The 23,903-nt window shown below is 61.0% G+C and carries 29 protein-coding genes, 3 tRNA genes and 1 pseudogene; 17 read left to right on the plus strand and 16 right to left on the minus strand.

Annotation, left to right across the window (positions count from 1 at the left end; translation table 11 throughout):
• Window positions 1-14: 14 nt before the first annotated feature.
• The 3 genes from MHX61_RS07955 to MHX61_RS07965 form a co-directional block, all read right to left on the minus strand.
• Window positions 15-773 carry a decaprenylphospho-beta-D-erythro-pentofuranosid-2-ulose 2-reductase gene (locus tag MHX61_RS07955; RefSeq protein ID WP_239193984.1) on the minus strand — a complete coding sequence of 253 codons (759 nt, stop codon included), beginning with the start codon at window positions 771-773 and terminating at the stop codon, window positions 15-17.
• Window positions 774-810: 37 nt separating this feature from the next.
• Window positions 811-2,226, minus strand: a complete 1,416-nt coding sequence (locus MHX61_RS07960; protein WP_005329755.1) for an FAD-binding oxidoreductase — start codon at window positions 2,224-2,226, stop codon at window positions 811-813.
• A 126-nt stretch (window positions 2,227-2,352) separates the two neighbouring features.
• A complete protein-coding gene (locus MHX61_RS07965; RefSeq protein WP_239193985.1) occupies window positions 2,353-2,628 on the minus strand; it encodes a hypothetical protein in 276 nt (91 codons plus the stop codon).
• Window positions 2,629-2,662: 34 nt separating this feature from the next.
• Here MHX61_RS07965 and MHX61_RS07970 point away from each other — a divergent pair, with 34 nt between their 5' ends.
• The 4 genes from MHX61_RS07970 to MHX61_RS07985 are packed head-to-tail and all read left to right on the plus strand — an operon-like array spanning window position 2,663 to window position 4,992.
• Window positions 2,663-3,127, plus strand: a complete 465-nt coding sequence (locus MHX61_RS07970; RefSeq protein WP_239193986.1) for a hypothetical protein — start codon at window positions 2,663-2,665, stop codon at window positions 3,125-3,127.
• Between the two features lie 9 nt (window positions 3,128-3,136).
• Complete coding sequence (locus MHX61_RS07975) at window positions 3,137-4,045, plus strand: hypothetical protein (protein WP_084771687.1); 909 nt, start codon at window positions 3,137-3,139, stop codon at window positions 4,043-4,045.
• 11 nt (window positions 4,046-4,056) lie between these two features.
• Window positions 4,057-4,497, plus strand: a complete 441-nt coding sequence (locus tag MHX61_RS07980) for a GtrA family protein (protein WP_239193987.1) — start codon at window positions 4,057-4,059, stop codon at window positions 4,495-4,497.
• Window positions 4,498-4,992 (plus strand): GtrA family protein, encoded by a 495-nt coding sequence (locus MHX61_RS07985; RefSeq protein ID WP_239193988.1) that lies wholly within the window; start codon window positions 4,498-4,500, stop codon window positions 4,990-4,992.
• On the opposite strand, the gene MHX61_RS07990 is transcribed toward MHX61_RS07985, so the two are convergent.
• Window positions 4,989-5,912 carry a glycosyltransferase family 2 protein gene (locus tag MHX61_RS07990; protein WP_239193989.1) on the minus strand — a complete coding sequence of 308 codons (924 nt, stop codon included), beginning with the start codon at window positions 5,910-5,912 and terminating at the stop codon, window positions 4,989-4,991. The two genes, MHX61_RS07985 and MHX61_RS07990, sit on opposite strands and share 4 nt — an antisense overlap.
• A gap of 93 nt (window positions 5,913-6,005) precedes the next feature.
• Between MHX61_RS07990 and MHX61_RS07995 the strand changes: the two genes are divergently transcribed.
• Entirely contained in the window at window positions 6,006-6,674 is a 669-nt protein-coding gene (locus MHX61_RS07995) for a GNAT family N-acetyltransferase (protein ID WP_239193991.1), read from the plus strand.
• Here the strand turns inward: MHX61_RS07995 and MHX61_RS08000 are convergent.
• Both MHX61_RS08000 and MHX61_RS08005 read right to left on the minus strand, forming a co-directional pair.
• A complete protein-coding gene (locus MHX61_RS08000; RefSeq protein ID WP_005323203.1) occupies window positions 6,671-7,474 on the minus strand; it encodes an ABC transporter ATP-binding protein in 804 nt (267 codons plus the stop codon). The two genes, MHX61_RS07995 and MHX61_RS08000, sit on opposite strands and share 4 nt — an antisense overlap.
• Before the next feature lie 46 nt (window positions 7,475-7,520).
• Window positions 7,521-8,372, minus strand: coding sequence for an ABC transporter permease (locus tag MHX61_RS08005; RefSeq protein WP_204611390.1), 852 nt, complete (start codon window positions 8,370-8,372; stop codon window positions 7,521-7,523).
• A gap of 213 nt (window positions 8,373-8,585) precedes the next feature.
• Between MHX61_RS08005 and MHX61_RS08010 the strand changes: the two genes are divergently transcribed.
• Window positions 8,586-9,842 carry an aminotransferase class V-fold PLP-dependent enzyme gene (locus tag MHX61_RS08010; protein ID WP_239193993.1) on the plus strand — a complete coding sequence of 419 codons (1,257 nt, stop codon included), beginning with the start codon at window positions 8,586-8,588 and terminating at the stop codon, window positions 9,840-9,842.
• On the opposite strand, the gene MHX61_RS08015 is transcribed toward MHX61_RS08010, so the two are convergent.
• Window positions 9,839-10,795 (minus strand): NAD(P)H-quinone oxidoreductase, encoded by a 957-nt coding sequence (locus MHX61_RS08015; RefSeq protein WP_239194017.1) that lies wholly within the window; start codon window positions 10,793-10,795, stop codon window positions 9,839-9,841. The genes MHX61_RS08010 and MHX61_RS08015 overlap by 4 nt on opposite strands.
• Window positions 10,796-10,972: 177 nt before the next feature.
• On the opposite strand from MHX61_RS08015, the gene MHX61_RS08020 reads away from it, so the two are divergent.
• Window positions 10,973-11,056, plus strand: a tRNA-Ser gene (locus tag MHX61_RS08020).
• Between the two features lie 226 nt (window positions 11,057-11,282).
• Window positions 11,283-11,543 carry a hypothetical protein gene (locus MHX61_RS08025; protein WP_239193995.1) on the plus strand — a complete coding sequence of 87 codons (261 nt, stop codon included), beginning with the start codon at window positions 11,283-11,285 and terminating at the stop codon, window positions 11,541-11,543.
• A 27-nt stretch (window positions 11,544-11,570) separates the two neighbouring features.
• Here MHX61_RS08025 and MHX61_RS08030 read toward each other — a convergent pair whose 3' ends face one another.
• Genes MHX61_RS08030 through MHX61_RS08045 form a run of 4 tightly spaced genes read right to left on the minus strand, consistent with a single transcriptional unit; the run spans window position 11,571 to window position 14,629 of the window.
• The gene (locus MHX61_RS08030; RefSeq protein ID WP_239193997.1) at window positions 11,571-12,569 is read right to left on the minus strand and encodes a ThiF family adenylyltransferase; all 999 of its coding nucleotides are present in this window, start codon (window positions 12,567-12,569) and stop codon (window positions 11,571-11,573) included.
• Window positions 12,566-13,027, minus strand: a complete 462-nt coding sequence (locus MHX61_RS08035; RefSeq protein WP_239193999.1) for a molybdenum cofactor biosynthesis protein MoaE — start codon at window positions 13,025-13,027, stop codon at window positions 12,566-12,568. The genes MHX61_RS08030 and MHX61_RS08035 overlap by 4 nt, the downstream gene beginning before the upstream one ends.
• Window positions 13,017-13,496, minus strand: coding sequence for a MogA/MoaB family molybdenum cofactor biosynthesis protein (locus MHX61_RS08040; RefSeq protein ID WP_204610502.1), 480 nt, complete (start codon window positions 13,494-13,496; stop codon window positions 13,017-13,019). Before MHX61_RS08040 ends, MHX61_RS08035 begins: the two co-directional genes overlap by 11 nt.
• Window positions 13,493-14,629 carry a molybdopterin molybdotransferase MoeA gene (locus MHX61_RS08045; protein WP_239194001.1) on the minus strand — a complete coding sequence of 379 codons (1,137 nt, stop codon included), beginning with the start codon at window positions 14,627-14,629 and terminating at the stop codon, window positions 13,493-13,495. Before MHX61_RS08045 ends, MHX61_RS08040 begins: the two co-directional genes overlap by 4 nt.
• A 59-nt stretch (window positions 14,630-14,688) precedes the next feature.
• Between MHX61_RS08045 and MHX61_RS08050 the strand changes: the two genes are divergently transcribed.
• Window positions 14,689-14,949 (plus strand): MoaD/ThiS family protein, encoded by a 261-nt coding sequence (locus tag MHX61_RS08050; RefSeq protein ID WP_239194003.1) that lies wholly within the window; start codon window positions 14,689-14,691, stop codon window positions 14,947-14,949.
• Here the strand turns inward: MHX61_RS08050 and MHX61_RS08055 are convergent.
• Together MHX61_RS08055 and hisC are read right to left on the minus strand one after the other, a co-directional pair.
• Window positions 14,946-15,338, minus strand: coding sequence for a phage holin family protein (locus MHX61_RS08055; RefSeq protein WP_239194005.1), 393 nt, complete (start codon window positions 15,336-15,338; stop codon window positions 14,946-14,948). The two genes, MHX61_RS08050 and MHX61_RS08055, sit on opposite strands and share 4 nt — an antisense overlap.
• Window positions 15,339-16,391: a histidinol-phosphate transaminase gene (gene hisC / locus MHX61_RS08060; RefSeq protein ID WP_239194007.1), complete on the minus strand. Its 1,053-nt coding sequence runs from the start codon at window positions 16,389-16,391 to the stop codon at window positions 15,339-15,341.
• A gap of 108 nt (window positions 16,392-16,499) precedes the next feature.
• Between hisC and MHX61_RS08065 the strand changes: the two genes are divergently transcribed.
• Window positions 16,500-16,588: transfer RNA gene (locus MHX61_RS08065), tRNA-Ser, on the plus strand.
• 83 nt (window positions 16,589-16,671) lie between these two features.
• On the opposite strand, the gene MHX61_RS08070 is transcribed toward MHX61_RS08065, so the two are convergent.
• Entirely contained in the window at window positions 16,672-16,875 is a 204-nt protein-coding gene (locus tag MHX61_RS08070) for a hemolysin III family channel protein (RefSeq protein WP_239194009.1), read from the minus strand.
• Window positions 16,876-16,979: 104 nt separating this feature from the next.
• Complete coding sequence (locus MHX61_RS08075; RefSeq protein ID WP_204610497.1) at window positions 16,980-17,363, minus strand: NUDIX domain-containing protein; 384 nt, start codon at window positions 17,361-17,363, stop codon at window positions 16,980-16,982.
• A gap of 120 nt (window positions 17,364-17,483) precedes the next feature.
• Here MHX61_RS08075 and MHX61_RS08080 point away from each other — a divergent pair, with 120 nt between their 5' ends.
• From MHX61_RS08080 to MHX61_RS08110, 7 genes are all read left to right on the plus strand, one after another.
• Window positions 17,484-17,846 carry a YidH family protein gene (locus MHX61_RS08080; protein ID WP_204610495.1) on the plus strand — a complete coding sequence of 121 codons (363 nt, stop codon included), beginning with the start codon at window positions 17,484-17,486 and terminating at the stop codon, window positions 17,844-17,846.
• Window positions 17,839-18,147: a DUF202 domain-containing protein gene (locus tag MHX61_RS08085; RefSeq protein ID WP_239194011.1), complete on the plus strand. Its 309-nt coding sequence runs from the start codon at window positions 17,839-17,841 to the stop codon at window positions 18,145-18,147. Before MHX61_RS08080 ends, MHX61_RS08085 begins: the two co-directional genes overlap by 8 nt.
• A gap of 44 nt (window positions 18,148-18,191) precedes the next feature.
• Entirely contained in the window at window positions 18,192-18,965 is a 774-nt protein-coding gene (locus MHX61_RS08090) for an LppP/LprE family lipoprotein (protein ID WP_239194013.1), read from the plus strand.
• Window positions 18,966-19,057: 92 nt separating this feature from the next.
• Window positions 19,058-20,422 carry a magnesium transporter gene (mgtE, locus tag MHX61_RS08095; protein ID WP_204610489.1) on the plus strand — a complete coding sequence of 455 codons (1,365 nt, stop codon included), beginning with the start codon at window positions 19,058-19,060 and terminating at the stop codon, window positions 20,420-20,422.
• Window positions 20,423-20,682: 260 nt separating this feature from the next.
• Entirely contained in the window at window positions 20,683-22,257 is a 1,575-nt protein-coding gene (locus tag MHX61_RS08100) for a DASS family sodium-coupled anion symporter (RefSeq protein ID WP_239194015.1), read from the plus strand.
• Window positions 22,258-22,307: 50 nt separating this feature from the next.
• A complete protein-coding gene (locus MHX61_RS08105; protein WP_204610485.1) occupies window positions 22,308-23,381 on the plus strand; it encodes a GTP-binding protein in 1,074 nt (357 codons plus the stop codon).
• Between the two features lie 119 nt (window positions 23,382-23,500).
• A tRNA-Arg gene (locus tag MHX61_RS08110) sits at window positions 23,501-23,573 on the plus strand.
• 157 nt (window positions 23,574-23,730) lie between these two features.
• Here the strand turns inward: MHX61_RS08110 and MHX61_RS08115 are convergent.
• Window positions 23,731-23,903, minus strand: a pseudogene (locus MHX61_RS08115) (IS256 family transposase); the annotation flags it as partial.

Genomic DNA, 23,903 nt, shown 5'->3' on the forward strand with positions numbered 1-23,903 from the left:
GAAAGCTGCGGCGTTTAGAACGGCAGCTTGCGGAAGACGGCCTGCGGGATGAACTTGAATGCCAAAGAAACGTACTCAAATAGTGGGTGTACGAAGATGGACTGCTTGCCATCGAGCACGGCCTTGACGGTGGCCTCGGCAACGTCGGAGACGTTGACGGTCAGTGGGGCGTCGCCAGCCTCGGCGGACATCTTGGTGCGCACCTGGCCTGGGCGGACGACCAGCACGTTGGCGCCGGTGCCGCGCAGGGCCTCGCCCAGGTTGATGTAGAAGCCGTCCACGCCGGCCTTGGAGGCGCCGTAGACAAAGTTGGAACGGCGCACGCGCATGCCTGCCACGGAGGACATAGCGATGATGGTGCCGTGGCCCTGGTGCTTGAATTTCTCACCCAAAAGCACGCCTACGGACACCGGTGCGGTGTAGTTGGTCTGTGCGGAGGCGACGGCCTTGTCGTGGTTTTGCCACAGCTCTTCCTGGTCGCCCAGGGTGCCGAAGGCAACGATGGCCACGTCGACGTCGCCGCGGGCCCAGGCCTTATTGATAACGTCCGGGTGGGAGTCGAAGTCGGTGGCATCGAAGTCCAGGACCTCTACGTCAGCGCCGCGGGATTCCAGGTCAGCCTTGGCCTGGGCGATGCGCGGGGACTCCGGCCGGGCGGCCAGGGTGACCTTGGCGGGGCCGCGCTGCAGGAACTCGGAGACGACACCGAGGCCGATCTCAGAGGTGCCGCCCAGAAGCAGGATGTGTTGTGCTTGGCCTACTGCATTAAGCATGGTCAGTAAATCTCCTTAAAGGTGTTATTTCCAGTGATTAGTGCAGCTCGAGGCGGCGGGACATATCGGAGGCAAAGACGCCGGTCGGGTCGATCTCGTTGCGGGTCTTCAGCCAGCCTTCCATGCCCGGGTACATCTTGTGGAAGTTCTCCGCGGAGGTGCGGGATTCCTTGGCCAGGTAGAGGCGGCCGCCGAATTCCATCACGCGGCGGTCCAGGTCATCCAGGAACTTGCCCAGGCCCGGACGGATGGGGAAGTCCACGCAGACGTTCCAGCCCGGCATCGGGTAGGACAGCGGTGCGCGGTTGCCTTCACCGAAGAGCTTGAACACGTTGAGGGCGGAGTAGTGGCCGGAGCGCTGCATATCGCGGATGATCTCCTTGAACGGCTCCACAGCCTCGGTCGGTACCACGAACTGGTACTGCAGGAAGCCCTTGGAACCGTAGCCGCGGTTCCACTCGCCGATGAGATCCAGCGGCTGGTAGAACTGCGTCAGGTTCTTGACCTGGTTCTTCGCCGGTGCACCCATGGTGTAGTACGCCAGACCCACAGCGGAGAGGGAGAGCTTATTCATGGTCCAGGACGGGAAGATATCCGGCACCGTCATCAGCTGCGGCGCATTGAACTTCAGCGGGTCCTTGGCCAGCTTCGGGGCGAGCTCTTCCAGCTGTGCCAGGGTGGCCAGCGAGCCGCGGGAAATGGTGGAGCGACCCAGCTTTGGTTCTGGTGAGATGACATCGAACCAGGCGGAAGAATAGGTGTAGTTGTGCTCGGAACCATCGGAGTGGAAGGCGATGGTCTCATCCAAGTTATCGGTGCGGTCCGTATCCGCGATGAAGTAAGCGGTCTCCGTCTTGGTCATGCGGATGGTGGCGCGCAAGATGATGCCGGTCAGGCCCATGCCGCCGACGGTGGCCCAGAAGAGGTCGCCGCTCGGGTCATCCTCGGAGCCTTCCGGGGTCAGGTGCAGTACGCGGCCATCGGCCACGAGCAACTCCATGGAGACCACGTGGTCACCAAAGGAACCGGCGGAGTGGTGGTTCTTGCCGTGAATATCCGGGCCGATTGCGCCACCGATGGTGACCTGGCGGGTACCCGGCAGAACCGGAACCCACAGGCCGTACGGCAAGGCAGCCTTCATCAATTGGTCCAGGGTGACGCCGCCATCGACGTCCACCAGAGCGGACTCCGGGTCGATGGAGTGGATCTTATTGAGTTTTTGCATGTCGATGACCAGGCCGCCGCCATTTTGGGCGGGGTCACCGTAGGAGCGGCCCATACCGCGGGCGATGACGCCACGGCGCAGATGGGCGGGTTTATCCGAGTTATCTTCTGCAACTTGGGCCACGGCCTTCTTGATGACGTCCACGTCTTCGGTGGCGAGAACATGGGCGGTCGTCGGGGCGGTGCGGCCCCAGCCGTGCAGGGACTTTTCAGTGGTATGTAATTCCATCTCTTACTCTTTGCTCGACGGATTTGTGTCGCCTCCCTAGCCTACCTAGCTCACACGAGGGTGGACGGAGTGACGCGAGTGATATTCAGAACAAAACGGACGCTTGTACTGCCCGAATGTGTCCGTTTATAGATCCATAAGCGCGCGGATTTCCTCCGGCAGCTCTTCCTGAGATTCAATAGTCGGGCCATCGTACTCCCGCAAAAGGTCATAGACACGAGCGCGCGAGGAGGAATCCAGCATGGGCAATTCCTCTGCCATTAGGCGAGTCATGAAAGGACTCAACGGCACCTCGGTGTGTTCCGTGGCCTCGAAGTGGCCGTGGCGCTTATCGTCTTCTTCACGCACATCCTGAGCCGCCTGCTGGGCCGGCGTCATATGCTCTGTCTTATCCGAGTACATGCGCATTAGCTTACCGCCGCTTAAAGTGGTCGCTATGACCAACAACCACGAGACGCAAGATCAGCGCCAAGACAACTACGCCCTCGATGACACCCTGGCGGGCCGCATTACCCAGGCCGCTGCTGTGGGTATCGCGACCTCTTATCCGGATTGGATTAAGTCGAAGGGCGGGTTGATTACTGCCTATACCTTGTCTTTCTTTGGCTTTGGCGCCTTGGTGGCCTACACCAACGCGCACGCGGAGCAAGACGGCGATGAGCCGCGCGCGCCGCAGGAAGATGCAGACCAGGGACTCAAGCCCTGGGCCATTTTTGCTGCAGTGGTGCTGCTGCTCATCCTGGGCGGGTGGATGAACGTTGCCCTTTCCCGCCGCATGGTGAAGTTCCTGCGCAAGCGCGGTGCCAAGCGGCCGTGGACCCTCTTGGGTGCCATTGGTGCGGCGCTGACGTTCCTCATTAGTGAGCTAGAAGCACGGGATATTGCAAAACTAGCTTCCTAAAACTTGCGTATGGTGGGGCTCATGAACGCAGGGGTCACCGATATCGCACAGGCGCGGGCCAAACGCGCCGATAGCGTGGTATCCCTCAAGCGCGAGCCCCTCACCATCATCTGCCAAGCCGCGAATATTCGCGCCGATGGCGAGGTGCACCGCCAGATCGGTTTTAGCGATGCCCTGACCTTCACCGAGCTGCACCGCGTACTGCGCATCTGCTTTGGCCTGCCGGAGGAGGAATCTCCCTGGCACTTTTATGAACACACCGAAGCCCGTGGCCCGCGCATCGATCCGGAGCGCCAGGCCTCCGAATTCCTGTGGCGCGAGGGCGATCAAATCGACTTCGCCTGGGGACTGTGGGACTTCGAGCTGGTAGTAGCCGAGATTTATCCCCGCGATAATGGCACCCCAGAGGCGCTGTGCGTGGGCGGCTCCGGATCGCTCTTTCAGCCCTTTGAGCTGACCAGCGTCAACCGCGAATTGACCGGGCAAGAGGTTACCGATGAAGTCTTTTCCGCGGTATCGTCCCCCGTGCGCGATTTGATTGAGCGCACCAAACTCTATGACTTCGTCCCACTGCTGCAAGCGATGGACCTGGGCAGGGAAACCGACCTCACACCGCATACTTCCCGCGTGCTCGCCAGCCTGCCGCGCGAGGTGACCCATGAAGGCAAAGACGCCTTTTGGTCCATGGCGCTCGCCCTATCCTGCATGGGTGGCGCGGAGCTGACCGATTCCGTCGTGGAGACCACTATGGATGCGCTCGGCTGGGTCAATGACGATGGCACGGCGCTCTCCGGCGCCGACGTGCGGGAACTGTGTGCGGCGTCGTTGCAGCAATTGGCCGGGATAGGCGCCTATGGCGCTGAATCCGCCGCGCCGGTGGATCGGTTGGACATGTACCGAGCGCTCTTGCGCGGGTAGGCTACTCACTCGTGACTAATTCCGCTGACAACGCCGTAGAAGTAAAGCCCTCGTCCACCTCGCTGCATACCCAGCTGGTGCGTTTTATTTCCGTGGGCGTATTTACCGCCGCCATTGACTATGGTCTCACGCTGCTATTGACCTATCTGGGGCTGCACCGTTCCGCCGCCAAGGCCATCGGTTGGGTCTTTGGCACCATCGCCGCCTACCTAGCCAATGCGCGGTGGACCTTTGGGGCCAAGGTATCTGGCCGCACGGCCGCGACCGTGGGCATCTTGTACGCCTCGACCTTTGCGGTTCAAAACTTCCTGTACTGGGTGCTCAATGAGCCGCTTATGGCCCTCGGCTTTGAGGGGGCGGTGAAAGACACCATCGCCTTCGTCATCGCCCAAGGCGTGGCCACGGTGACCAACTTTGCCATTCAAAGGGCCTTTATTTTTAAGGAAAAATAGATGGCAGCAGCCTCCCCACGGACGTGGCGCGGCGCGGCCCAGCGGGCTTCGCGCTCGACCAGCCTGCGCGCGCAAAGCGCCAAATTCGCGGTGACGGGGGCGCTTGCCGCGCTTATCGACGTCTCCTTAACCTGGCTCCTGCAGATCGGCTTCGGCCTGCTTAGCGCCGACCCCGCCCGTGCGGTGGGCTTTATTATTGGTACTTGGGCGGCCTATCTACTCAATCGCCGCTGGACCTTCCAGGCCGAAGCCACCGCGGTGCGCTTCGCTGGCGTCCTTGCCACCTACGGCGTGACCTTCGTGGTCAATATGGTGGCCTACAAGTTCCTTTTTGAGCTTTTCGACGTCCACTGGGAGTGGAACTCGACCCTTTCCCTCGTGGTGGCCTTTGCTATCTCGCAGGGCACCGCGACCGTGGTGAACTTTGCGGTGCAACGCTGGATTATTTTTAGGAAGGCGGGGGTCAGGGTCGTCGCCAAGCAGGATCCGTCCTAGCCCTGGTTAGGGCGGCGGAAATCTTCTTGTCGCCCGCGGTTGTGGAGCTTTAGCCATTCGATAAAGCCGGCCGGGTCGTGGCGCTGGACCAAGAAGAACCAGCCAAAGCGGGCAAATTCCTGCGGCAGTAGCTTGCGCATGCCGCGCTGCCACAGCAGGTAACCGCGATTGCGGTAGGTGAAAAAGCGCTTGAACTCACCTTCTGGGTACTGGGTATGCATCTTGCCGCCCAGGATGGGTTTGAATTCATCCGATCCGTCCGGGTGTAGGTAGCTGGTGGTCAGCGCCGTGCCGAAGGAGAGTCCGGAGTTGGCCAGCCGGCGGTGGTATTCCACCTCATCGCCGCGGATAAACAGGCGGTAGTCCGGCACGCCAATGATTTCCATGGCCGCGGCGGAAATCAGCGCACCGTTAAAAAGCGAGGCGATGCCGGGCAGGAAATCGCCTTCCAATTCGTCCATCCGGCGGCGCCATACCAGCCCCTGGCGCAGGGGGAAGGCGAGGCGGCCGGGATCGTTAATATTGCATACTGCCGGGGAGACCTCATGCAGGCGGTTGGCTTCGGCCACTCGATACAGCTCCGCTAGTACCGTGTGATCGGCGGGGCGGCCATCATCATCGGCGCACCACACGGCATCGGCGCCCAAGGAAAGGGCGGTGAGAAAGCCCAGTGCAAAGCCGCCAGCGCCGCCCAGGTTGGTTTCCGAAGGTACGTAGACGCCCCGGTCACCCGCCATGGATTCGACGAGTTCGCGCACCGCATCTTCCGCGCCATTATCCACCACGACTACCCACTGCACGGGGTGGGTTTGGTGGACTACCTGTTCAAGCGAGGCCCGCAGTAGCTCGGCGCGCTGATGGGTAACAATCACGGCGGCGGTGGAACCGGTGGAAGTCAGGGTGGCAGTCATGAGCTCCATCTTGCCACCGGGGTAGGGGACCAGCGCAGAAACACTCCGTGTGGGTGAAGCGAAAACTGATATGACCGCAGCTTTGTGGATACTGTGAAGTGTATGGAAAGTATCTGGCCGCCTTTTGCGGTGACTATTCGAGCCTGCGATGACACAGGCCGTGGAGTCGACCTGCGCGTCATGCGCGATGATGACATCGCGTGCGTGGCCACAGTGTGTGCGGCAGATATTTATGGCACCGACATTCCCGAACATGCCTTTCCCTGGCTCTTTGATGAAAAGATGAATACCCCCGCTGCCATGGCGCAGCATCGGTGGGAGCACCGGGCGAGGTTGCGCGCCAACAATTGGACCCTGGATTTCATTGCCCGCGACGCAGAAACCCAAGAACTGGTGGGGGTGGTGGACCTATCGGCCGAAAACTTTGCGGCCGCGCGGGAAGTGCAGACCGCATCATGGGTACTGCACCGCTTCCAAGGCCAAGGCTATGGCACGCTTATCCGCCAGGCGGTGGCCGAGTTTTCCTTCTCACACCTCGATGCGCATTTGCTGCACACCTGTTGGATAGAAACCAACCGTGCCTCGGCCCGGGTGAGTGAGAAGATGGGCTACCGCATAAGTACCGAGAAAAAGGAAGAGCCTGCCGGCCCAGAAAAGATTAACCGGCCGGTGGTCAGCGCGCGCCTTAGCGCCGCGGACTATCACCGGCCGGATGGCTTGCAGCTGGAGGTAACCGGTGTAGGGGACCAACTTCTGCATATGCTCCGCTAGTTGCCGCTGGTGTCCTCATTTTCAAAACGCTCGCGCAGGTCGCGCACATACTCGCCCACCTCAGGGCCTTCGTATTCACCCACGACCTCGGAAACCTCGCCCACCGAGCGGATTTCGCCGTGGTCGATCCACAGCGCGGTATTACACAGCTGCGCCAAAAAATCATTGGAGTGGGAGGCAAAGACCAGGATGCCGGAGCGCTTCACCAGCTCTTGCAGGCGTACACGGGCCTTGGCCATGAAAGCGGCGTCGACAGCGCCGATGCCCTCATCCAACAGCAGGATTTCCGGCTCAATGGACGTCACCACGCCAAGCGCCAAGCGCACGCGCATACCGGTGGAATAGGTACGCAGTGGCATGGAGAGATAATCACCCAGCTCAGAAAATTCCGCAATCTCATCCATCTTCTTTTTCATCTGCTTGATGGACTGGCCCAAAAAGAGGCCGCGGATAATGATGTTGTCGTAGCCAGAGACCTCTGGGTCCATGCCCACGCCCAAATCAAAGACGGGAGCCACGCGGCCGCGCACATCGGCAGAACCCCGGGTGGGCTCGTAAATGCCAGACAAAAGGCGCAGCAAGGTGGACTTGCCGGCGCCGTTATGGCCCACCAAACCCACGCGGTCGCCCTCGCGCAGGTGCAGGTTAATATCCTTCAGCGCCTCCACCACGACGGTGTTCTGGGCATTTTTGCCAATGGCGCCGCCGGCGGAAGAAAGCATGGCCTTCTTGAGCGAGCGGGATTTGGCATCAAAGATGGGAAAGTCCACGCACGCGTTATACGTATCAATCGAGACCATCAGTCTGTATCCTTTCGAGGAATCTCAGGAAGTGCAGGGCGTGGGCTTAAACCCAGTAGCTGACGCGGAAGCGCCACTTGCGCATGACCAAGCCGGCGATGAGCAGGCCGAGAACGGTGCAGCCGATGACGATCCACCAGTGGTAGGCGGCCACCGGCTCACCGATCATGGGCGCACGGACGATTTCTAGGTAGTGGTAGAGCGGGTTGATTTCCGCGATGCGGGCGCGGCTGGACACCGCCCCGCCCTGGTCCTTCAAGGTATTGGTCATCCACACAATCGGGGTGACGTAAAACAGCAGCTGGGTCAGTGCTTCTAGCAGTGGAGCGACGTCACGGAAGCGGGTAGCGATGATGCCAAAGAACATCGTGACCCACACGCCGTTGACCAACAACAAGGCCAGACCTGGGAGGAAGAGGAAGAACTCCCATCCCAAGTTGCGCGGGAAGATAAGGATAAGCAGCAACCAGATGATGAGGTTATGGCCCAAAAACAGCGTCTGGCGCCACACCAAGCGGTAAACGTGCACCGACAGCGGGGCGGGGAGCTGTTTAATCAAGCCCTCGTTGTCAATGAAGACGGTGGAGCCTTCCTTGATGCAACCCGAGATGAAGGTCCACATAATAAGGCCCACGGTGACGTGGGGGAGGAACTCCGCGACGGGAATCTGGAAGAGCATGGAATACAACAGGCCCAAGGCAAGGGCCATCACGCCGGTGGCGATGGTGATCCAAAACGGGCCCAGGACAGAGCGGCGGTAGCGCTGCTTAATATCTTGAATGCCCAGTTTGAACCACAGCTCGCGCTGCTGTGCACCCTGCGCCAGGTCCGCGAAGGCGGCCTTGAGGGTCTCGGACTGGGACGCTGGGGTGGCCTCGCCGTCTGGCTGGGAGGTCATGCGGGCGATATCAGCGCGCAGTTGATTGTTATCTTGCACGCTCAACACCCTAGCGCGCGGGCTGGGCAAACGGGAACTACACGCCGCCGGCCTGCGAAAACAGCGGTATCCAGCGAAAATTCAAATTTGGGAAACTTGGGCCAAACGCGTATACAGTAGGGAACCGACCGCCACTGTGTGGCGATGCCTAGCGCGATAAAGAAGGGGACCGTAATGCCAGCAGGAGCTTCGGCACACTACGACGTATTCAGTGTGCGCGGTTTATACACCGGGCTATCTGATGGTTGGACTTACCTCAACGCGCACGCGGTGCCTCAAATTTCTGAGCGCGTCGCCTCCGGCGTGGCGCGCTCTTTCCGGATGTCCACCGCGGTGGCCACCCAGGAGGGCCCAGGCGGCGCCCACTCTGCCACGCCCGCGCCGGGCCGTTTGGAAGGCGATGGGAATTACACCGCCGCACGCATGGCTGTAGCGGATCTGACCGGGTCCAAGGCAGACCGCGTAGTTCTTGGCCCGTCCTTGCCCGTGTTGTACCAGTCCTTGGCGCACGCGGCCCGTCCGCTATTGGGTAGCAATTCCTCGGTGGTGCTCTCCAAGCTGGATCCACCGTCTTTGTACTCGGCGTTTTCTGAGGTCAAGGCAGAAACCCGGTGGGCCCAGCCAGACTTGGGCACGGGTGAGCTGCCAGGTTTCCAATTTGCCGAGCTTGTCGATGGCTCCACGCGCCTCGTTGCCTTCTCCGCCGCGCACGAGCTTTTGGGCACGGTATCCCCGGCCGCCGAGATCATTGACACCGTCCATGAGCGCTCCCGCGCCTGGACGCTTCTCGACGTCTCCGCGATCGCTCCCTACCGCCCCATCAACTTTGATGATCTCGGCGCCGATATCTTGGGCCTCGACCTGGGGCTGCTGGGCGGACCGCAGCTAGCGGCGCTTGTCTTCCGCGATACCCGCATGTTCCGCCGCCTCGACGCCCTCGATCCGGTGCATACCGGCAAGGGTTCTCGCAAGCTGGAAACACCCATTTCCTCTGGCTTGGCCGGCGGCGTCGGACCGCTCGTGGACCATCTGGCCGCCCTCGCCGGTGGGGAGAGCGGCTCGCGCCGCAAGCGCCTGCGCACCTCCATGGATGCGCTCAGCGACTACCTGGAGGATCTGCGCGCTGACCTCTATTCCTTCTTGAGTACCCTGCCCGCCGTGCATATTCTTGGCGTGACCGGGGAAGCAGCCGCGGGCGCCTCCGACGATCGCCTGCCGCGCCTCACCTTCGCAGTAAAGGGTGTTCCGGCCGAGACCGTGTACAAGCGCCTCTTTGATAACGGCCTTGTTACCACGCTTGCCCCGCAGACCCCGTTGCTCACGGAGATGGGCGTGGAAGAAATTGGCGGTGCCGTTACCGTTGCGCTCGGCCCCTTCAACACCCATCACGACGTCGAGCATCTCATCCGCGTCGTAGCCTCGCTGGCCTAAACGTTAAGCACCAAGGTGCCGGTGACCTCGCCGCTGTCTAGGGCGGTGTGGGCCTGGGCGGCGTCGGCAAGCGGGTAAGTAGCATGCAGCGCGTGCTTTACGCGGCCGTCTTCCAGCATGGGCCATATATTTTCTACCGTGCCCGCCACAATCTGTGCCTTGTCTTCTAAGTCGCGGGCGCGCAGCGTCGTGCCCTGGATGGTCAGGCGCTTGGGCAGCATGGCGCCCAAGTTGATTTCCGCCTTGGTACCGCCTTGCATGCCAATGATGATGAGCTTGCCGTCCTTAGCCAGGCACTTCATATTCTTTTCCAGATATTTCGCGCCGATGATGTCCAAAATGACATCGCAGCTTCCCTTCAACTCTTCTACGAAGTCCTGCTCCTTATAGTCGATGAGAATATCGGCACCCAGCTCGCGGCAACGCTCCAACTTCTCCTGCGACCCGGCCGTAACCGCCACCTCTGCGCCGAGGGCCTTGGCTACCTGAATGGCAAAAGTGCCAATGCCGCCGCCTCCGCCATGGATGAGGACGCGCTGGCCCTCGTGAAGGCCCGCCTCAATGCCCAGATTGGACCACACGGTGCATCCGACCTCAACCACCGCTGCAGTTTCCTCAACGCTCAACCCCTTGGGCACGGGAAGCAGCTGGCCCTGCGGAACCGCAACGTATTCGGCGTAGCCACCACCCGCGAGCAGGCAGCCCACCTCGGTGCCCACCTCCCAATCGGTATCACCAGCATCCGCGATGGTGCCTGCGGCTTCTAAGCCCAAGATTTCCGATGCCCCCGGTGGCGGCGGATAGGCACCCATCGTCTGAAGGATATCGCCGCGGTTAACGCCTGCCGCCTGCACCTTCACAAGCACTTCGCCTGGACGCAGCTGTGGGACAGCGACTTCGTGGAGCTCTAAGGACCGACGATCCTGCGGGTCGGTCTGAACGATGGCCTTCATGTGTGTTTTAGTCATGGGCCCAATCTAACGAACCTTGTGTGTCCTGTGCCACGAAATTCGGAGTATCCTACGGTGACATTCAGTGCTGCAGGTGGCTTTTTGGGAAACCGGGCTATCTATTTAGTACACTGGCTAAGTTGCTTCGTAGGCGCGAAGAGCGTTTATGAAATACAACGTGGAGACGTGGCAGAGCGGCCGAATGCACCGGTCTTGAAAACCGGCGAGGTAATACCTCCGCGGGTTCAAATCCCGCCGTCTCCGCAGCTGCCTAAGCTTCCTTTCTAAATTAAAGGAGCATAGAAGCTTATAGCTTCTGAGTGAGAGAGTGCAGTATTAAGGCACCCTACCGATTCGGTAGGGTGCCTACTCACGTTTTAGGCGGATGTGCTGGGTGACAGTGAAAATTAAGTCCACGGCCAGACAGCGTTTACATGGAGCTCCTACCTTGAGGTACGGACTTTCAAACACCGTTAACGTCGAGGCGACTATGACAAATTACATTTCCTACTTGGCAGAGGACCAGATACCGGCATCGTATGACTGGCTATGGAGCGGGCTAGGAGCCGTCATCGTTATTGGGCTGTTGGTCTTTTGGTTGGCCTCTCTCATTTCCATCATCCGTTCGGGATATAGCGTTGGCGTCAAGGTATTGCTGGTGATGGCGGCATTTGCCTACCCGTTCCTCGGGCCACTTGTCTGGTTCCTTTTTGCGCGAAATAAGGAGCATAAGACCAAAATCGACCGTTAGGCTGCGGTCTTGCCAAGGGGCATTCGGTTACTGCTGCTCGAGCCAGGAATTGATGCCGCCGCGCAAGGAGACGACGTGGGGGAAGCCGCGTTTGCGGAGGACATCGACGGCTTGGGCGGAGCGGATGCCGCTGGCGCAATAAATAACGGCCGCAGCATCTGGTTCGATGTCGGGGTTTTCGCCGGCGAGGATGCGGTCGAGCTCAAAGTGTGCGGAATTGGGGATCGCGGATTGGGCACGCTCGGGGGAGGTGCGGACGTCGATAAGCGGGGCGTGCGGGGGAACCTCGCGGACCTCGGGGGCGTCGGCAGGCTGGGTTGGTTGTGCGCCGGTGGGCTGGAGGGGAATGTATTCCCAGGTACCCGATAGGGCGTCGAAGTAGCCGAGCGTGCCGATGAGTGGGGTGCCCACGCCGGTGATGAGTTTGAGGGCTTCGAGCGCCATCGCTGAGCCGACAACGCCGACCACTGGGCCTAGGACTCCGGCCTGCGAGCAGGAAGGAACCTCGCCGGGTGCGGGAGCTGTAGGAAAGACATCCTCGTAGACGGGGCCGTGGCCGGACCAGAAAACGCTGAGTTGGGCATCGAAGCCCAGGATGGAGGCCCATACGTGCGGGATGCCGAGCTCGTGGGCAGCCCAGGAGCTGAGGTAGCGCGCGTCGAAGTTATCGGTGCCGTCGAGGATCAGATCGCAGCCGCGCAATTCTTTCAGCGCCGTCGCTGATTCGAGGCGGCCGTAGCAGGTGATATTCACCTCCGGATTAAGCGCGTGAACGGCGGCCGCGGCGGACTCCGTCTTCGGTGCGCCGATGGCGGCGGTGGTGTGGATGACTTGGCGGTGCAGGTTGGAGGGGGAGACCACGTCGTCGTCGAAAAGCGAAATGCGGCCCACACCCGCTCCGGCGAGGTAGAGCAGGGCCGGGGAGCCCAGGCCGCCGGCACCGATGACCGCTACGTGGGCGCCGCTGAGCTTGCGCTGACCGTCCTCGCCCCAGAGCGCTTCCTGGCGGGCATAGCGGATGCTCATTCCAGGCCCACCCAATTGGTGGAGCCATCGCCGTGGCTTTGCTCCTTCCAGATGGGGACCTCTGCCTTGACGCGATCGGCGCATTCCTCGGCGGCACGGAATGCATCGCCGCGGTGCGCGGCGGCAGCTACTACGGCAAAGGCGAGGTCGCCGACCTTGAGATCCCCCGTGCGGTGGGCGGCCCACAGGCGCACAGGGTGGTTGGCTGCGACGGAATCGGTGACGTCTTGCAGCTTCTCTGGCGCGGATGGGTGGGCGCTATAGGAAAGCAGGGTGACATTCGGCCGGCCGCCATCGTGATCGCGCACAACCCCTTCAAACGTGACTACAGCACCCATGGCGGCCGTGGCGGCCTCTTCTTTGGCAGCGGCAAGGAGGGATTCAAGGGGTTGATCACTCAGCAGCGTGCCAATGGTGCGGCCGGTTTGCTCGGCCACATAGGAGGGATCAGTGCTCATGTTTTCCTTCTAACATATCGACGATCGGAACGATCAATTCTTCCAAAACCGCGCAGCCGTCTTTTACCCCGCCGGTAGAACCGGGAAGAGTCATGGCAAAGGTGGAGTCATTGACGCCGGCGATGGCGCGGGAGGCCACCGCGGTGGGCACGCTTTCCAATCCCTTCTGCCAGAAGGCGACCGCGATGCCAGGAAGCTCGCGGGTGATGTGTGGTGCTACGGCCTCTACCGTCTGGTCATCGTGTGTCAGCCCAGTGCCGCCAGAAGTCAAGATGACCGCGGGCTTTTCCGCAAAGGCGGCGGCAACGGCGGCGGCAATATCGGCATCGGGGACGATGCGCGCGTCGGGGCAGTCAAAGCCCTTGCGACGCAAGAAGTCCACCGCGATGGGGCCGGAGCGGTCGTCGTAGATGCCCGCGGCGGCGCGGGTAGAGGCGACGATGACGATGGCGGTGCGCTGTGGACTCATAGTGGGTAAACCTCAACTTCTTGGCCTTCTTCCAAGCGTTGACCGGCAGGAATGCGGATGAGATGGGTGGCGTCTGCCGCTTGGGCGAGCAGGTGGGAGCTGGCACCACCGAGGATATGGGCGCGGGAATCGACGCGCCCGCGGCGAAATTGGTCCTTGTGCGGGAGGCCCTCGACGCCCGCGGCAAGGGGGACGAGGAAAGGCCGCGGAGCCCAACCGAGCGCAGGGGCGACGAAGAGGCGGAAACTTACCAAGGTGGAAATGGGGTTTCCGGGCAGGCTGATTACCGGCGTGCCGTCGAATGCGGCGATGCCCTGCGGGCCACCGGGTTGCTGGTCCACATGGCCGAACCAGCCATCGAGTACCTGGCGGACTACTTCAAATTTCCCGGCGGAGATTCCGCCTGAGGTAATGATGGCATCCGGGTGGTGTTGCGCGATGGCCTCCGTGAAAGCGCGCTCTAGGGCCTGTGGGTCATCGTCGGTAGTGATATAGCCGGCGACGTCGATGCCGGCGCGTTGGGCCATTGCCGTCAAGAGTGGCGCATTGGCATCCGGAATGGCGGCGCTGCCGTGGCCGATTTCCGCGCCGCCGGTGCAGATGAGGATGCGGGCGGGGCGGTAGACCTCTACCTCGGCGATTCCTTGGGAGGCGAGGGCGGCCAAGCGCACCGGCGTGAGCTTATCGCCGCGGGCGGCGAGGAGGGCGCCTTCTTCCAAGTCGGAGCCGGTGCGGCGGATGAATTGGCCTGGCGAGGTCTCTGGCACGGTAATGCGGCCGCCCGGAGCGAGGAATTCTTGTGGTTCGCAGCGCTCGATGGGCACGATGGCTGCAGTTCCTTCCGGTACCTTGGCGCCGGTCATGATGGGGCAGGCGCTGGAAAGCGGACTGTCGAGTACCTGGGCGGGCTCAGTGCCGGCCGCGATGGTGGGGCCCACCGGGTAGGTCCCAGCCGCACACTGCGGGAGGGCGTAGCCATCCATCTGGGAGTTATCAAAGCGAGGGGAGGGGAAGCCGGCGTGGATATCCGCAGCCAGAACCATATCCTGCGCCTGGGTGAGGGGCACGGTGGTCGCCTGGCGTGCGGGCAGGGCCGCGGCGACCTCGCGCGCGTGAGTCTCGGGTGTGCGCATGGCGGCTAGTTTACCCGCGGTCTCGACATGGCATGGGCGTGCGGGGCATAGTAGAGGGCATGTTGACCGTTCACTATTTCGCCGCCGCCCGCGCCGCTGCGGGCGTGGCTTCTGAGCAGGTAGAAGCCCCCGCCACCTTGGGTGATCTGGTGGCACAGCTGGGCAGGGAACATACCGGCACCACCGAGGCCGGCATGAGCCTGAAGGAGGTCTTGGGGCGCTGTAGCTTTCTTATCGACGGCGCCGGGAACACCGCCATGGATTCCCCACTGGCTGGCGTTACCCGGGTGGACGTCCTGCCGCCGTTTGCGGGCGGCTAATCGCGCTGCCGCAGCGGGCTAGTAAAGAAGTTGATGACGCTGCTGACTATGGACAGCACGATGGCGCCGATGATCGCGGCGCCCCAGGAGTCGATGACGAGGTGGCCGATTCCCAGGTCCAGGGAATTGAGCGCCCATTCCACGATGATGAGCGCGGCGCCGTTGATGACGAGGGAGAAAAGCCCGAGCGTCAGGCAGGTCAGCGGCGTGCCGAGGACGCGCAGCACCGGCATGACCACGGCATTAATAATGATGAAAACGATGGCGATGGCGATGAAATTGCCGGTCTCTGCCGGGGTGATGGTGATGCCGGGAATCACGGCAACTACCGCCCACAGCGCCACCGCGATGGCAAAGACGTTCAGGGCAAAGTTAATGAGTGAGCGCATTTAGCCTCCTATGGTTGCGTTCCACGCCTGCAGTAGGGTGTCGGTTTCTTCCTCGGTGGTCACGGTAATGCGTATGCCTTCGCTAAACGCGCGCACGAGCACGCCGCGATCGGCCAGGCGGGCGGCCACCTCCTGCGGGGTACCAAGGCGGGCCAGATTCGCGGCCGGCAGCCAGACATGGTTTGCCTCGGAATGCGGCACTCCCCAGTCCTGCAAGGCTTCTTCTAGGCGCTCGCGCTGGGCGACGGCCTCATCAGTGCGCTCCCGCAGCGAATCCTGCGCTGCCAGGGCTGCGCGGGCGCCAACCTGCGCCACGGTGCTGGCGGAGAAGGGGATAGCCACCTTATTGAGGGCCTCAATAATATTTTCCGGGCCAAAGGCATAACCGATGCGCACCCCGGCCAGGCCATAAGCCTTTGAGAAGGTGCGCAGGCACACCAGGTTGGGATAGGTGCCCACCAGCTCCGTACCCAGCGGAATATTGGTGGCGCGGTTGTATTCGATATAGGCCTCGTCAAGGGCAACGAGGACGTCGGCAGGCACGGCATCCATGAAGGCGGCGAACTCCTCCTTGGTCACCGTGGTGCCGGACGGGTTATTGGGATTGCACACGAAGATGAGCCGGGTCTTGTCTGTAATCTTGTGCGCCATTGCCGGCAGATCCACGCGCTGGTCTGCACCTAGCGGAACCGGGATGGGGTGGGCGCCGACTACCTGGGCGAAGATGGGGTAGGCCTCGAAGGAGCGCCAGGGGAAGAGGACCTCTTCACCAGGGGTAGCGGCAATTTCCACCAGCTGTTGGCACAGCGCGGACGATCCGGTGCCCACCGCAACCTGTCCATACTCCACACCCAGGTGCGCGGCGAGGTCCTCGCGCAGCGCGGTGGCCGCAATATCCGGGTAACGGTTGGCCTTCGTCACGGCCTCCGCCATGGCCGCGGCCGCCTCCGGCAGCGGCGGGTGCGCCGCCTCATTAGAGGAGAGCTTGAGCGCGTCATCGTTGCGCGCACCGGCGACGTAGGCGGGGATGGCTTTCAGGTCTGGGCGAATCATGCCTCCCACTTTAGGGCCTGCATCTTTGCTGCGGGCGCGAAAGCAGGGGGCTAGTTTGGCAGCGGCGGGGCAGGCAGGTATTCTCAAACGAGGTTCCTTGCGAACCGTGGAGATGTGCCAGAGCGGCCGAATGGGGCTCCCTGCTAAGGAGTTGACCCTTCTGGGGTCCGGAGGTTCGAATCCTCTCATCTCCGCCATCTAATCCCGAGCGTGCGAGCTCGGGATTTTCTCATTTCAGGTGGCGGCGCAAAGCTCTGGTTAAGGGTTAAGAATTCTGCTATTAGCGCTGGTACGCGGCGCAGCGGCGGAAGAGCACGAGCATGCCGGTGCCGAAGATAAAGCTTCCGGTAAATGCCGCAGCACGCAAAGAAGTGACCTCGTGGAAGAGGGCGGGCACCAAGAGAATGGCGATAACAGAGCTAATAACTCCGAGGACGAGGATACAAATCGTTGTGATAGGCCCAGGTGTGGATGGTTGCGGCATGGCGGGGTGTCCTTTCATCAATAAGTCCTGATGAAAATAACTTTAAGTTAACCTCCTAGGAGGTGCAATAGGAAGCGAGAAAGCGCCTTAGAGCCGGTCGGGGGTTAGGGACGCAAGGCGGGAAAGACCTCGTCGCGCAAGAGGTGGGCGAGCTCGCGGTCCGGGTTGGTGGGGTCGACCCACGCGATTTCGGCAATTTCTGCGGCAGCGCGGGCAAGGACGGGGCGCGGATAAGTAAAGATGCGTCCGCGCACGGTCTCGCCGGGTTCGTTGGCGGCCGGGGCATCGAAGGTCCCGAGTGGGGATAGCTCAGGGAGGCGGACATCAACGCCGATTTCCTCTGCGACCTCGCGGGCCGCGGCCTGTACTGGGGTTTCGCCGACCTCTAGCTTGCCGCCGGGCAGCTGGAACTTGGTGGAAGACTCCTTGCGCACGGTGAGGACATGGCCAAAGGAATTACGGAAAACTACGGCGGCAACTTCAATCATGTGCCCGACTATAACTCGCGGCAGCGGATTAATTCAGAAAGCCTGGTACCCACTCGCGCCCACACACAGACCGTCGGGCTTATCACGACGCGGATGGCAAATGAATATAAAGTGGTACCCATGAGTGACTCGAGGTTTCCCCGCTCGGTGTTCGCGGTTGGCACCGACCCTGATCCGCGTTTCACGCTTGCTAATGAACGCACGTTCTTGGCATGGATCCGCACCTCCCTGGCTTTGATTGCTGGTGGCGTGGCGCTGGAGGCCTTTGACGTTCCCCTGCCGGCTGAATTGCGCTCTGCAGTGTCGGTATTTATGCTGGTCGTCGCCATTATTCTGCCGCTCGTGGCATGGGTGCATTGGAAGCAGTCCGAACGCGCGATGCGCGAGGAACGCCCGTTGCCCTTTAGCTTTGCCATCCCGGTGCTCGTCGTGGCGATCATGGTGGTAGCGGGCGCGCTTGTAGTGGGCGAGTTCCTTGGCTAGCCCACTTTTTGATCCCGGCCTGCAGCCCGAACGCACCCGCCTATCGTGGCAGCGCACCCTTCTGGCGTTGTCCTTGGTGGTGCTGGGGGTAATGCGGGCGGTAAGCGTGCACGTCTTCTTGCCACTGGTCTTCCTGGCCGCCGGCGTTGTGGCGTTGGCCTTGGCTGTGTGGCAGCGTGCCGCGCTTGTCGACGCCGCCTTATCCACCCACCGTTCCCTCCCTCACGCCGTCATCCTTGCGAGCACCGCGGGGCTCGTTTCCCTGCTGGCTGCCTTCGCGCTGTGGGGGCTCTTCTTCTAGTTTTTCACCCGGCCTGGGAAGCCGCGGCGCTGTATATTATGCCTATGCCTAAATCCCTATCTCTCCCTCTTGCCGTCCTCGCGGCGACCGCCGTTGCCGCCTTGAGCGGCTGTTCCAATTCCCCTGACTCCACCGAGTCCGCGGATAAGCCGAATTTCACCGGCACTGCCCCGAGCTCCTCTGCGGCGGCCGCTTCCGATACAGAGGCCGAGTCTCAGTCCTCGGCCACGGACTCCCCGGCAGAAGAAACCACCACCGAAGCCGCAGCGGATAAAGATGAAAACGATGCAGACAAGGACGCCGAGGGCGGCGGGAAAAATAAGATCATCCCGGTAGAGGCCCTCGATTCCCTGTGGGTACCGGCGTTGTGCGATAACCAAGCTGGCAACCTAGAAGGCGGCTTTTTGCCGGAAAACCTGAAGGCCGGCTACCCCCATGCGATGGCTGGCCTGAAACGGAATCAGGACGATACGCCAAAGGGCGCCTACGCGGATATCAACGGTGATGGCAGGGACGAAGCCGTTATTACCTACGTCTGTAATAAGGGCGGTACGGGGTGGCCGGATAACTTGCTGATCTATGACAACGACCTGAATTACCTCACCAAGGTGGATGATTGGGAACGCGAGGGAATGCCACCCGCGCGTGGGCATATCCAGCAGCTGCAGTGGACCAAAGATACGGTCACCGTTACCTGGCGTGCCTATGCTGACGATGACCCGGCCTGCTGCGCTACTGAAGAATTCACCGGAAACCTCACGTTGGACGGGGATAGGCCGCACCTTGCGGTAACCGGTCACCGGCAGGTTGCCGGCTAGCGGAGTTCCCTGCATCATGGCGTAGTCTAAATGGGCTGAGGATAATACTCAGGGGGAATAAATACCCAAGGGCAAGGAAGGTAGACAGGGCGATGGCGGAAACCACCAAGCAGGCTAGCGATATCGTCGAGGCGTGGCTGAAGCAAGAAGATGCCATCGATCCGCAAAAGGCCCCGCGCCTGCAAGAGCTTTTGGATAAGGTGCCGCTGCAGGAGCTCATCGCCGTCGTCGAGCGGCAAAATGCCATCCGGGCGGCTTTGGCTTTGCGACTATTGCCGCGGCGAAAATCCATTGTGGTGTTCGATGCGCTGGATGCTAAACATCAGGCCGATATCATTGATGAGCTGGGCAATGCCGATGTTTACGAGTTCTTCGATGAGCTCGATCCGGAAGACCGCGTGGCCCTGCTGGATGAGCTGCCCGCAGAAATCGCGGATCGCCTGCTGCGCTCGCTGACCCAATCCAAGCGCGATGTCACGGGCGTGGTGTTGGGCTATGACAAGGGGTCGGTGGGCCGCCGCATGTCGCCCGAGGTGCCCGTAATCCACCCAGAGATGAGCGTTAAGGACGCGCTATTTAAACTGCGGGAGACGGCGAATGAGCTAGAAACCATCTATACCGTGCCCATCACGCGCGAAGATCGGCGCCTGGTGGGCGTGGTGAGCCTGCGTGAAATTTTTACCGCCGATGCCGCTTTGACCATGGCCGATATTATGCACGATCCCATCTTTGCTCGTGCCGGTGCTGATGCCGAGGAAACCGCGCGTTGGTTCCTGCCATTGGATATCCTCGCGTTGCCCATTGTGGATGATTCGCACCGCCTCGTCGGCCTGCTGACGTGGGACGATGCCACCGATATCGTGGAGGAAGAAGATAGCGAGGACTCCGCTCGCGCCGGCGGTACAGAGGCTCTCCAGCAGCCGTACCTGTCGACGCCGCTGCTTAAGCTGGTACGTTCGCGCATCGTGTGGCTGCTCGTGCTGGCCGTCTCTGCGCTGCTGACGGTGCAGGTGCTGGATTCCTTTGAAGACACACTGGCCAAAGCTGTGGTTCTCTCGCTCTTTATTCCGCTGCTGACCGGTACCGGTGGAAATACCGGCAACCAGGCGGCTACCACGGTGACGCGTGCCTTGGCGCTGGGCGACGTCCGCACGCGCGACCTTCTCGCCGTCATGTGGCGCGAGCTGCGCGTCGGCATGCTGCTCGGCGCTGTGCTGGGACTAGCCGGCCTGGCGCTGGCCACCCTGGTCTATGGCCTAAGCATCGGCCTCGTCATTGGCTCGACGTTGTTTTTGATCTGTTCTATTTCCGCGACCGTTGGCGGGCTTATGCCCATCGTGGCTAAGACCATCGGCGCCGATCCGGCGGTCTTTTCCAACCCCTTCATCTCTACCTTCTGCGATGCCACGGGCCTGATTATCTACTTCCTGATTGCCAAGACCGTGCTGGGTATCTAGCGCGCCTCCCTACGGTTCGGGGGTGGGGAAGTGGTGGGGTCATTTCTGGTTTCGGGCAGGTGCAGTGTGTGCTCTACGGGGGTGCGGGGGTGACTGTGTGTGGCGGGATATGGTTTCTGCGTCACATGTTTTGTATGGTCAGTGCATGCTTCGCAGTGAACTGGATAACTTTCGGTCTGCTGCCTCGGCCTAGCTAATAAACTGGGAAATACGGAGCATAACCCACAGCACAATCCCCTCTAAGTGAAGGAGCGCGCGGTATGACCACCCCGCATACTCACGAATCTACCGCCCACACCGAAGGTGACGAGGCCCCCGTGGCGCCGCGCAGCGAGTGGCGCCGCCAGTTCATCGGCCTTTTCATCGGCTTGGGTTTGGCCGTACTGGTCTTCTTTATCTTTCCCTCGAATGCGATCGAGACCGTACAGGGCTCCGCGGGTGCAGATCCGGAAGCCGAGTACACGCTTAGTGCCATCCGCACCGTCGCCGCAGTAACCATTTTGATGGGCGTGTGGTGGATGACCGAGGCCATTCCGCTCGCCGCCACCGCGCTGCTGCCGCTGGTCATCTTCCCGCTCGCCGGGGTGGGCACGATTAAGGAAGTAGGCGCCCCATACGCGTCCGCCACCATTTTCTTGTTCATGGGTGGCTTCCTGATTGCGCTTGCCCTGCAGCGCTGGAACCTGCACCGCCGCCTAGCGCTATACGTGGTGAAAATCATCGGCACCTCGCCCAAGCGCCTGATCTTGGGATTCATGCTGGCTACCGGCTTTTTGTCCATGTGGGTATCTAATACCGCCACGGCAGTGGTGATGCTGCCGATCGGTACCTCGGTGCTCGCGCTGACCGCGGAAACCGTAGGTGGTTGGGATAAGCAAAAGAAGTTTGCCACGGCACTGATGCTCGGTATCGCGTATTCCGCCTCCATCGGTTCGCTGGGTACGCTCATCGGCACCCCGCCGAATGCCTTCCTCAATGCATATATGGTCGATACCTGGGGCGTGACCCTCGGCTTCGGCCGGTGGATGGCGGTCGGTGTGCCGCTCGCCGTGATCTTCTTGCTGATTGCCTGGGCCCTGCTTATCACCATTTTCAAGCCGGAGATGAAGGATATTCCAGGCGGGCGCGAGCTCATTAACGACGAAATTAAGGCACTCGGCCCCTGGACCCGCCCTCAGATCATGACCGGCATCATCTTTGTCCTCGCCGCCGCAGCCTGGGTTACCCTGCCTTTGGTCCTCAAGAAATTTGAGAATTATGACGATGCCATCGTGGGTATCGCCGCCGGCACCTTGCTCTTTATCCTGCCCGCGGATAACCAGCGCCGCATCCGTTTGCTGGACTGGAAGACGGCCAATGAAATGCCGTGGGACGTCCTCCTGCTCTTCGGCGGCGGCCTGTCGCTGTCCTCGGTCTTTAATTCCTCCGGCCTGTCCCTGTGGATTGGTGAGATGGCCAAGGGGCTAAGCGTCCTGCCGGTTGTCCTCATCGTCTCTGCCGTGGCTGCGCTGGTGCTCTTCCTGACGGAGATCACCTCCAATACCGCGACGGCGGCTACGTTTATCCCGATTATGGGTGGTGTTGCCGTGGGCGTGGGGCTTACTGCCGATGGCGATATCAACGTCCTTCTCCTCACCATCCCGGTGGCCCTCGCGGCAACCTGCGCATTCATGCTTCCTGTCGCTACCCCGCCGAACGCCATTGCCTATGGTTCTGGCTACGTCAAGATTGGCGAGATGATCAAGGGTGGCCTTGGCCTCAATATCATCGGCATCTTCCTCATCACGCTGACGGTGTACTTGCTGGCAGTGCCAATCTTCGGCCTGTCCATTTAAGATTAGGAGCTTCGTAGCCATTCCCTAATGAAAAACGTTACCATTAGGGAATGGCTACACCCGTTACTGTACTGTCCGGATTTTTGGGCAGCGGAAAAACCACGCTCTTGAACCACCTGCTTGCCAACCGCGAAGGGCGCAAGCTTGCCGTCATCGTCAACGACTTCTCCGAGGTAAATATCGATGCCGCCCTCGTTGCTGGCGAAGGGCACCTCGAGCGCGGCGAGGACCGCTTTGTCGAGCTATCCAATGGCTGTATCTGCTGCACCCTGCGCGAAGATCTCATCGAATCCGTAGGTAAGCTGGCCCGCTCCGGCCGCTTCGATCAGATCGTCATCGAGTCCACTGGTATTTCCGAGCCTATGCCCGTGGCCGCCACCTTTGAATGGGAGTTTGCGGACGGCACCACGCTTGCCGACGTCGCCCCTATTGACACCATGGTCTCTCTCGTGGATGCTTCCACCTTTCTTGATTACCTGCGTCGCGGCAAGAGCCTCGCGTCCGAGAATATTGAGGCCACACCCAGCGATGATCGCACCGTGGCGGACCTACTCGTGGACCAAGTCGAGTTTGCTGACCTCATCCTTGTTACCAAGACCGATCTGGTTGATGCTGCCGAAACCGAACGCGTCATCGCGACCGTTCGCGCTATGAACCCCCGTGCTCGAGTCGTAATGGTCACCGATGGTGCCATTGACCCACGGCTGGTCCTTGATGCCCACCTGTACGACGCCGCCACTGCCGCGACTTACCATGGCTACGCCGAGGAGCTGGCTAAGCCGCACACGCCCGAAACCGAGGAATATGGCATTTCCTCCGTCGTTTTCCGCGCCGACCGCCCCTTTAACCGCGACCGTCTGCTCGCCGCCCTTCGTGCCAGTACCGGCCTGGTGCGCTCTAAGGGGTATTGCTGGCTCGATACCGATCTTCAACTCGCCCACGCTTGGCAGCAGGCTGGGCCTAACCTTCAAATCCTGCCCGCTTCGCTCTGGGCTGCAAATGATGTGACGCCCGGTACCGAAATTGTCCTTATCGGTATCGACTTCGATCACCGGTCCACCCTCAGGGCGCTTCAGGGTGCCTTGCTTTCCGACGCCGAAGTTGCCGCCCTCATCGCTTCCTAATTGCCTCCGTTTCCGTCAGGTGAACGGCGGGTGAACAGGCGATTTGTTAGTTTTCCGGACCGTGGGTATAGTAAATTCTCGTTGCACAGCAGAGCACACGCACTGCTTACCAACGGTCTGCGCCCGTAGCTCAACGGATAGAGCATCTGACTACGGATCAGAAGGTTGGGGGTTCGAATCCCTCCGGGCGCACAAATGTCATGAGTCGCGACATGTTTGACAGATGAGTCGCGACATCGTTAACAAACCGGCATTCCAGTTGCTTTTTGTTCTGGGGTGCCGGTTTCTTCGAGGGTTAAGTAGCAGAATGTGTGTCCGCTCGGCGTGTCGCGGGCGGGTACACGGTTAGTTACTTCATGGGGCCTTTTCTGATTCCTATCGAGTGTTCGTACTCGGTTGGGATAGCGTTGTCGTAGAAGGCTGGTCGTCCTGTTTCCTGGTCGGCTTTGTTGTGGTCTTCTTCGGCAAGATCGTTGACTTTGGCGAGTTGATCTTGGCCAAAATTGCACTGCCTGGCCAAAA

The sequence above is a fragment of the Corynebacterium sp. ACRPF genome (assembly GCF_022347395.1).
In the GTDB taxonomy this organism is placed as follows: Bacteria; Actinomycetota; Actinomycetes; order Mycobacteriales; family Mycobacteriaceae; genus Corynebacterium; species Corynebacterium tuberculostearicum_D.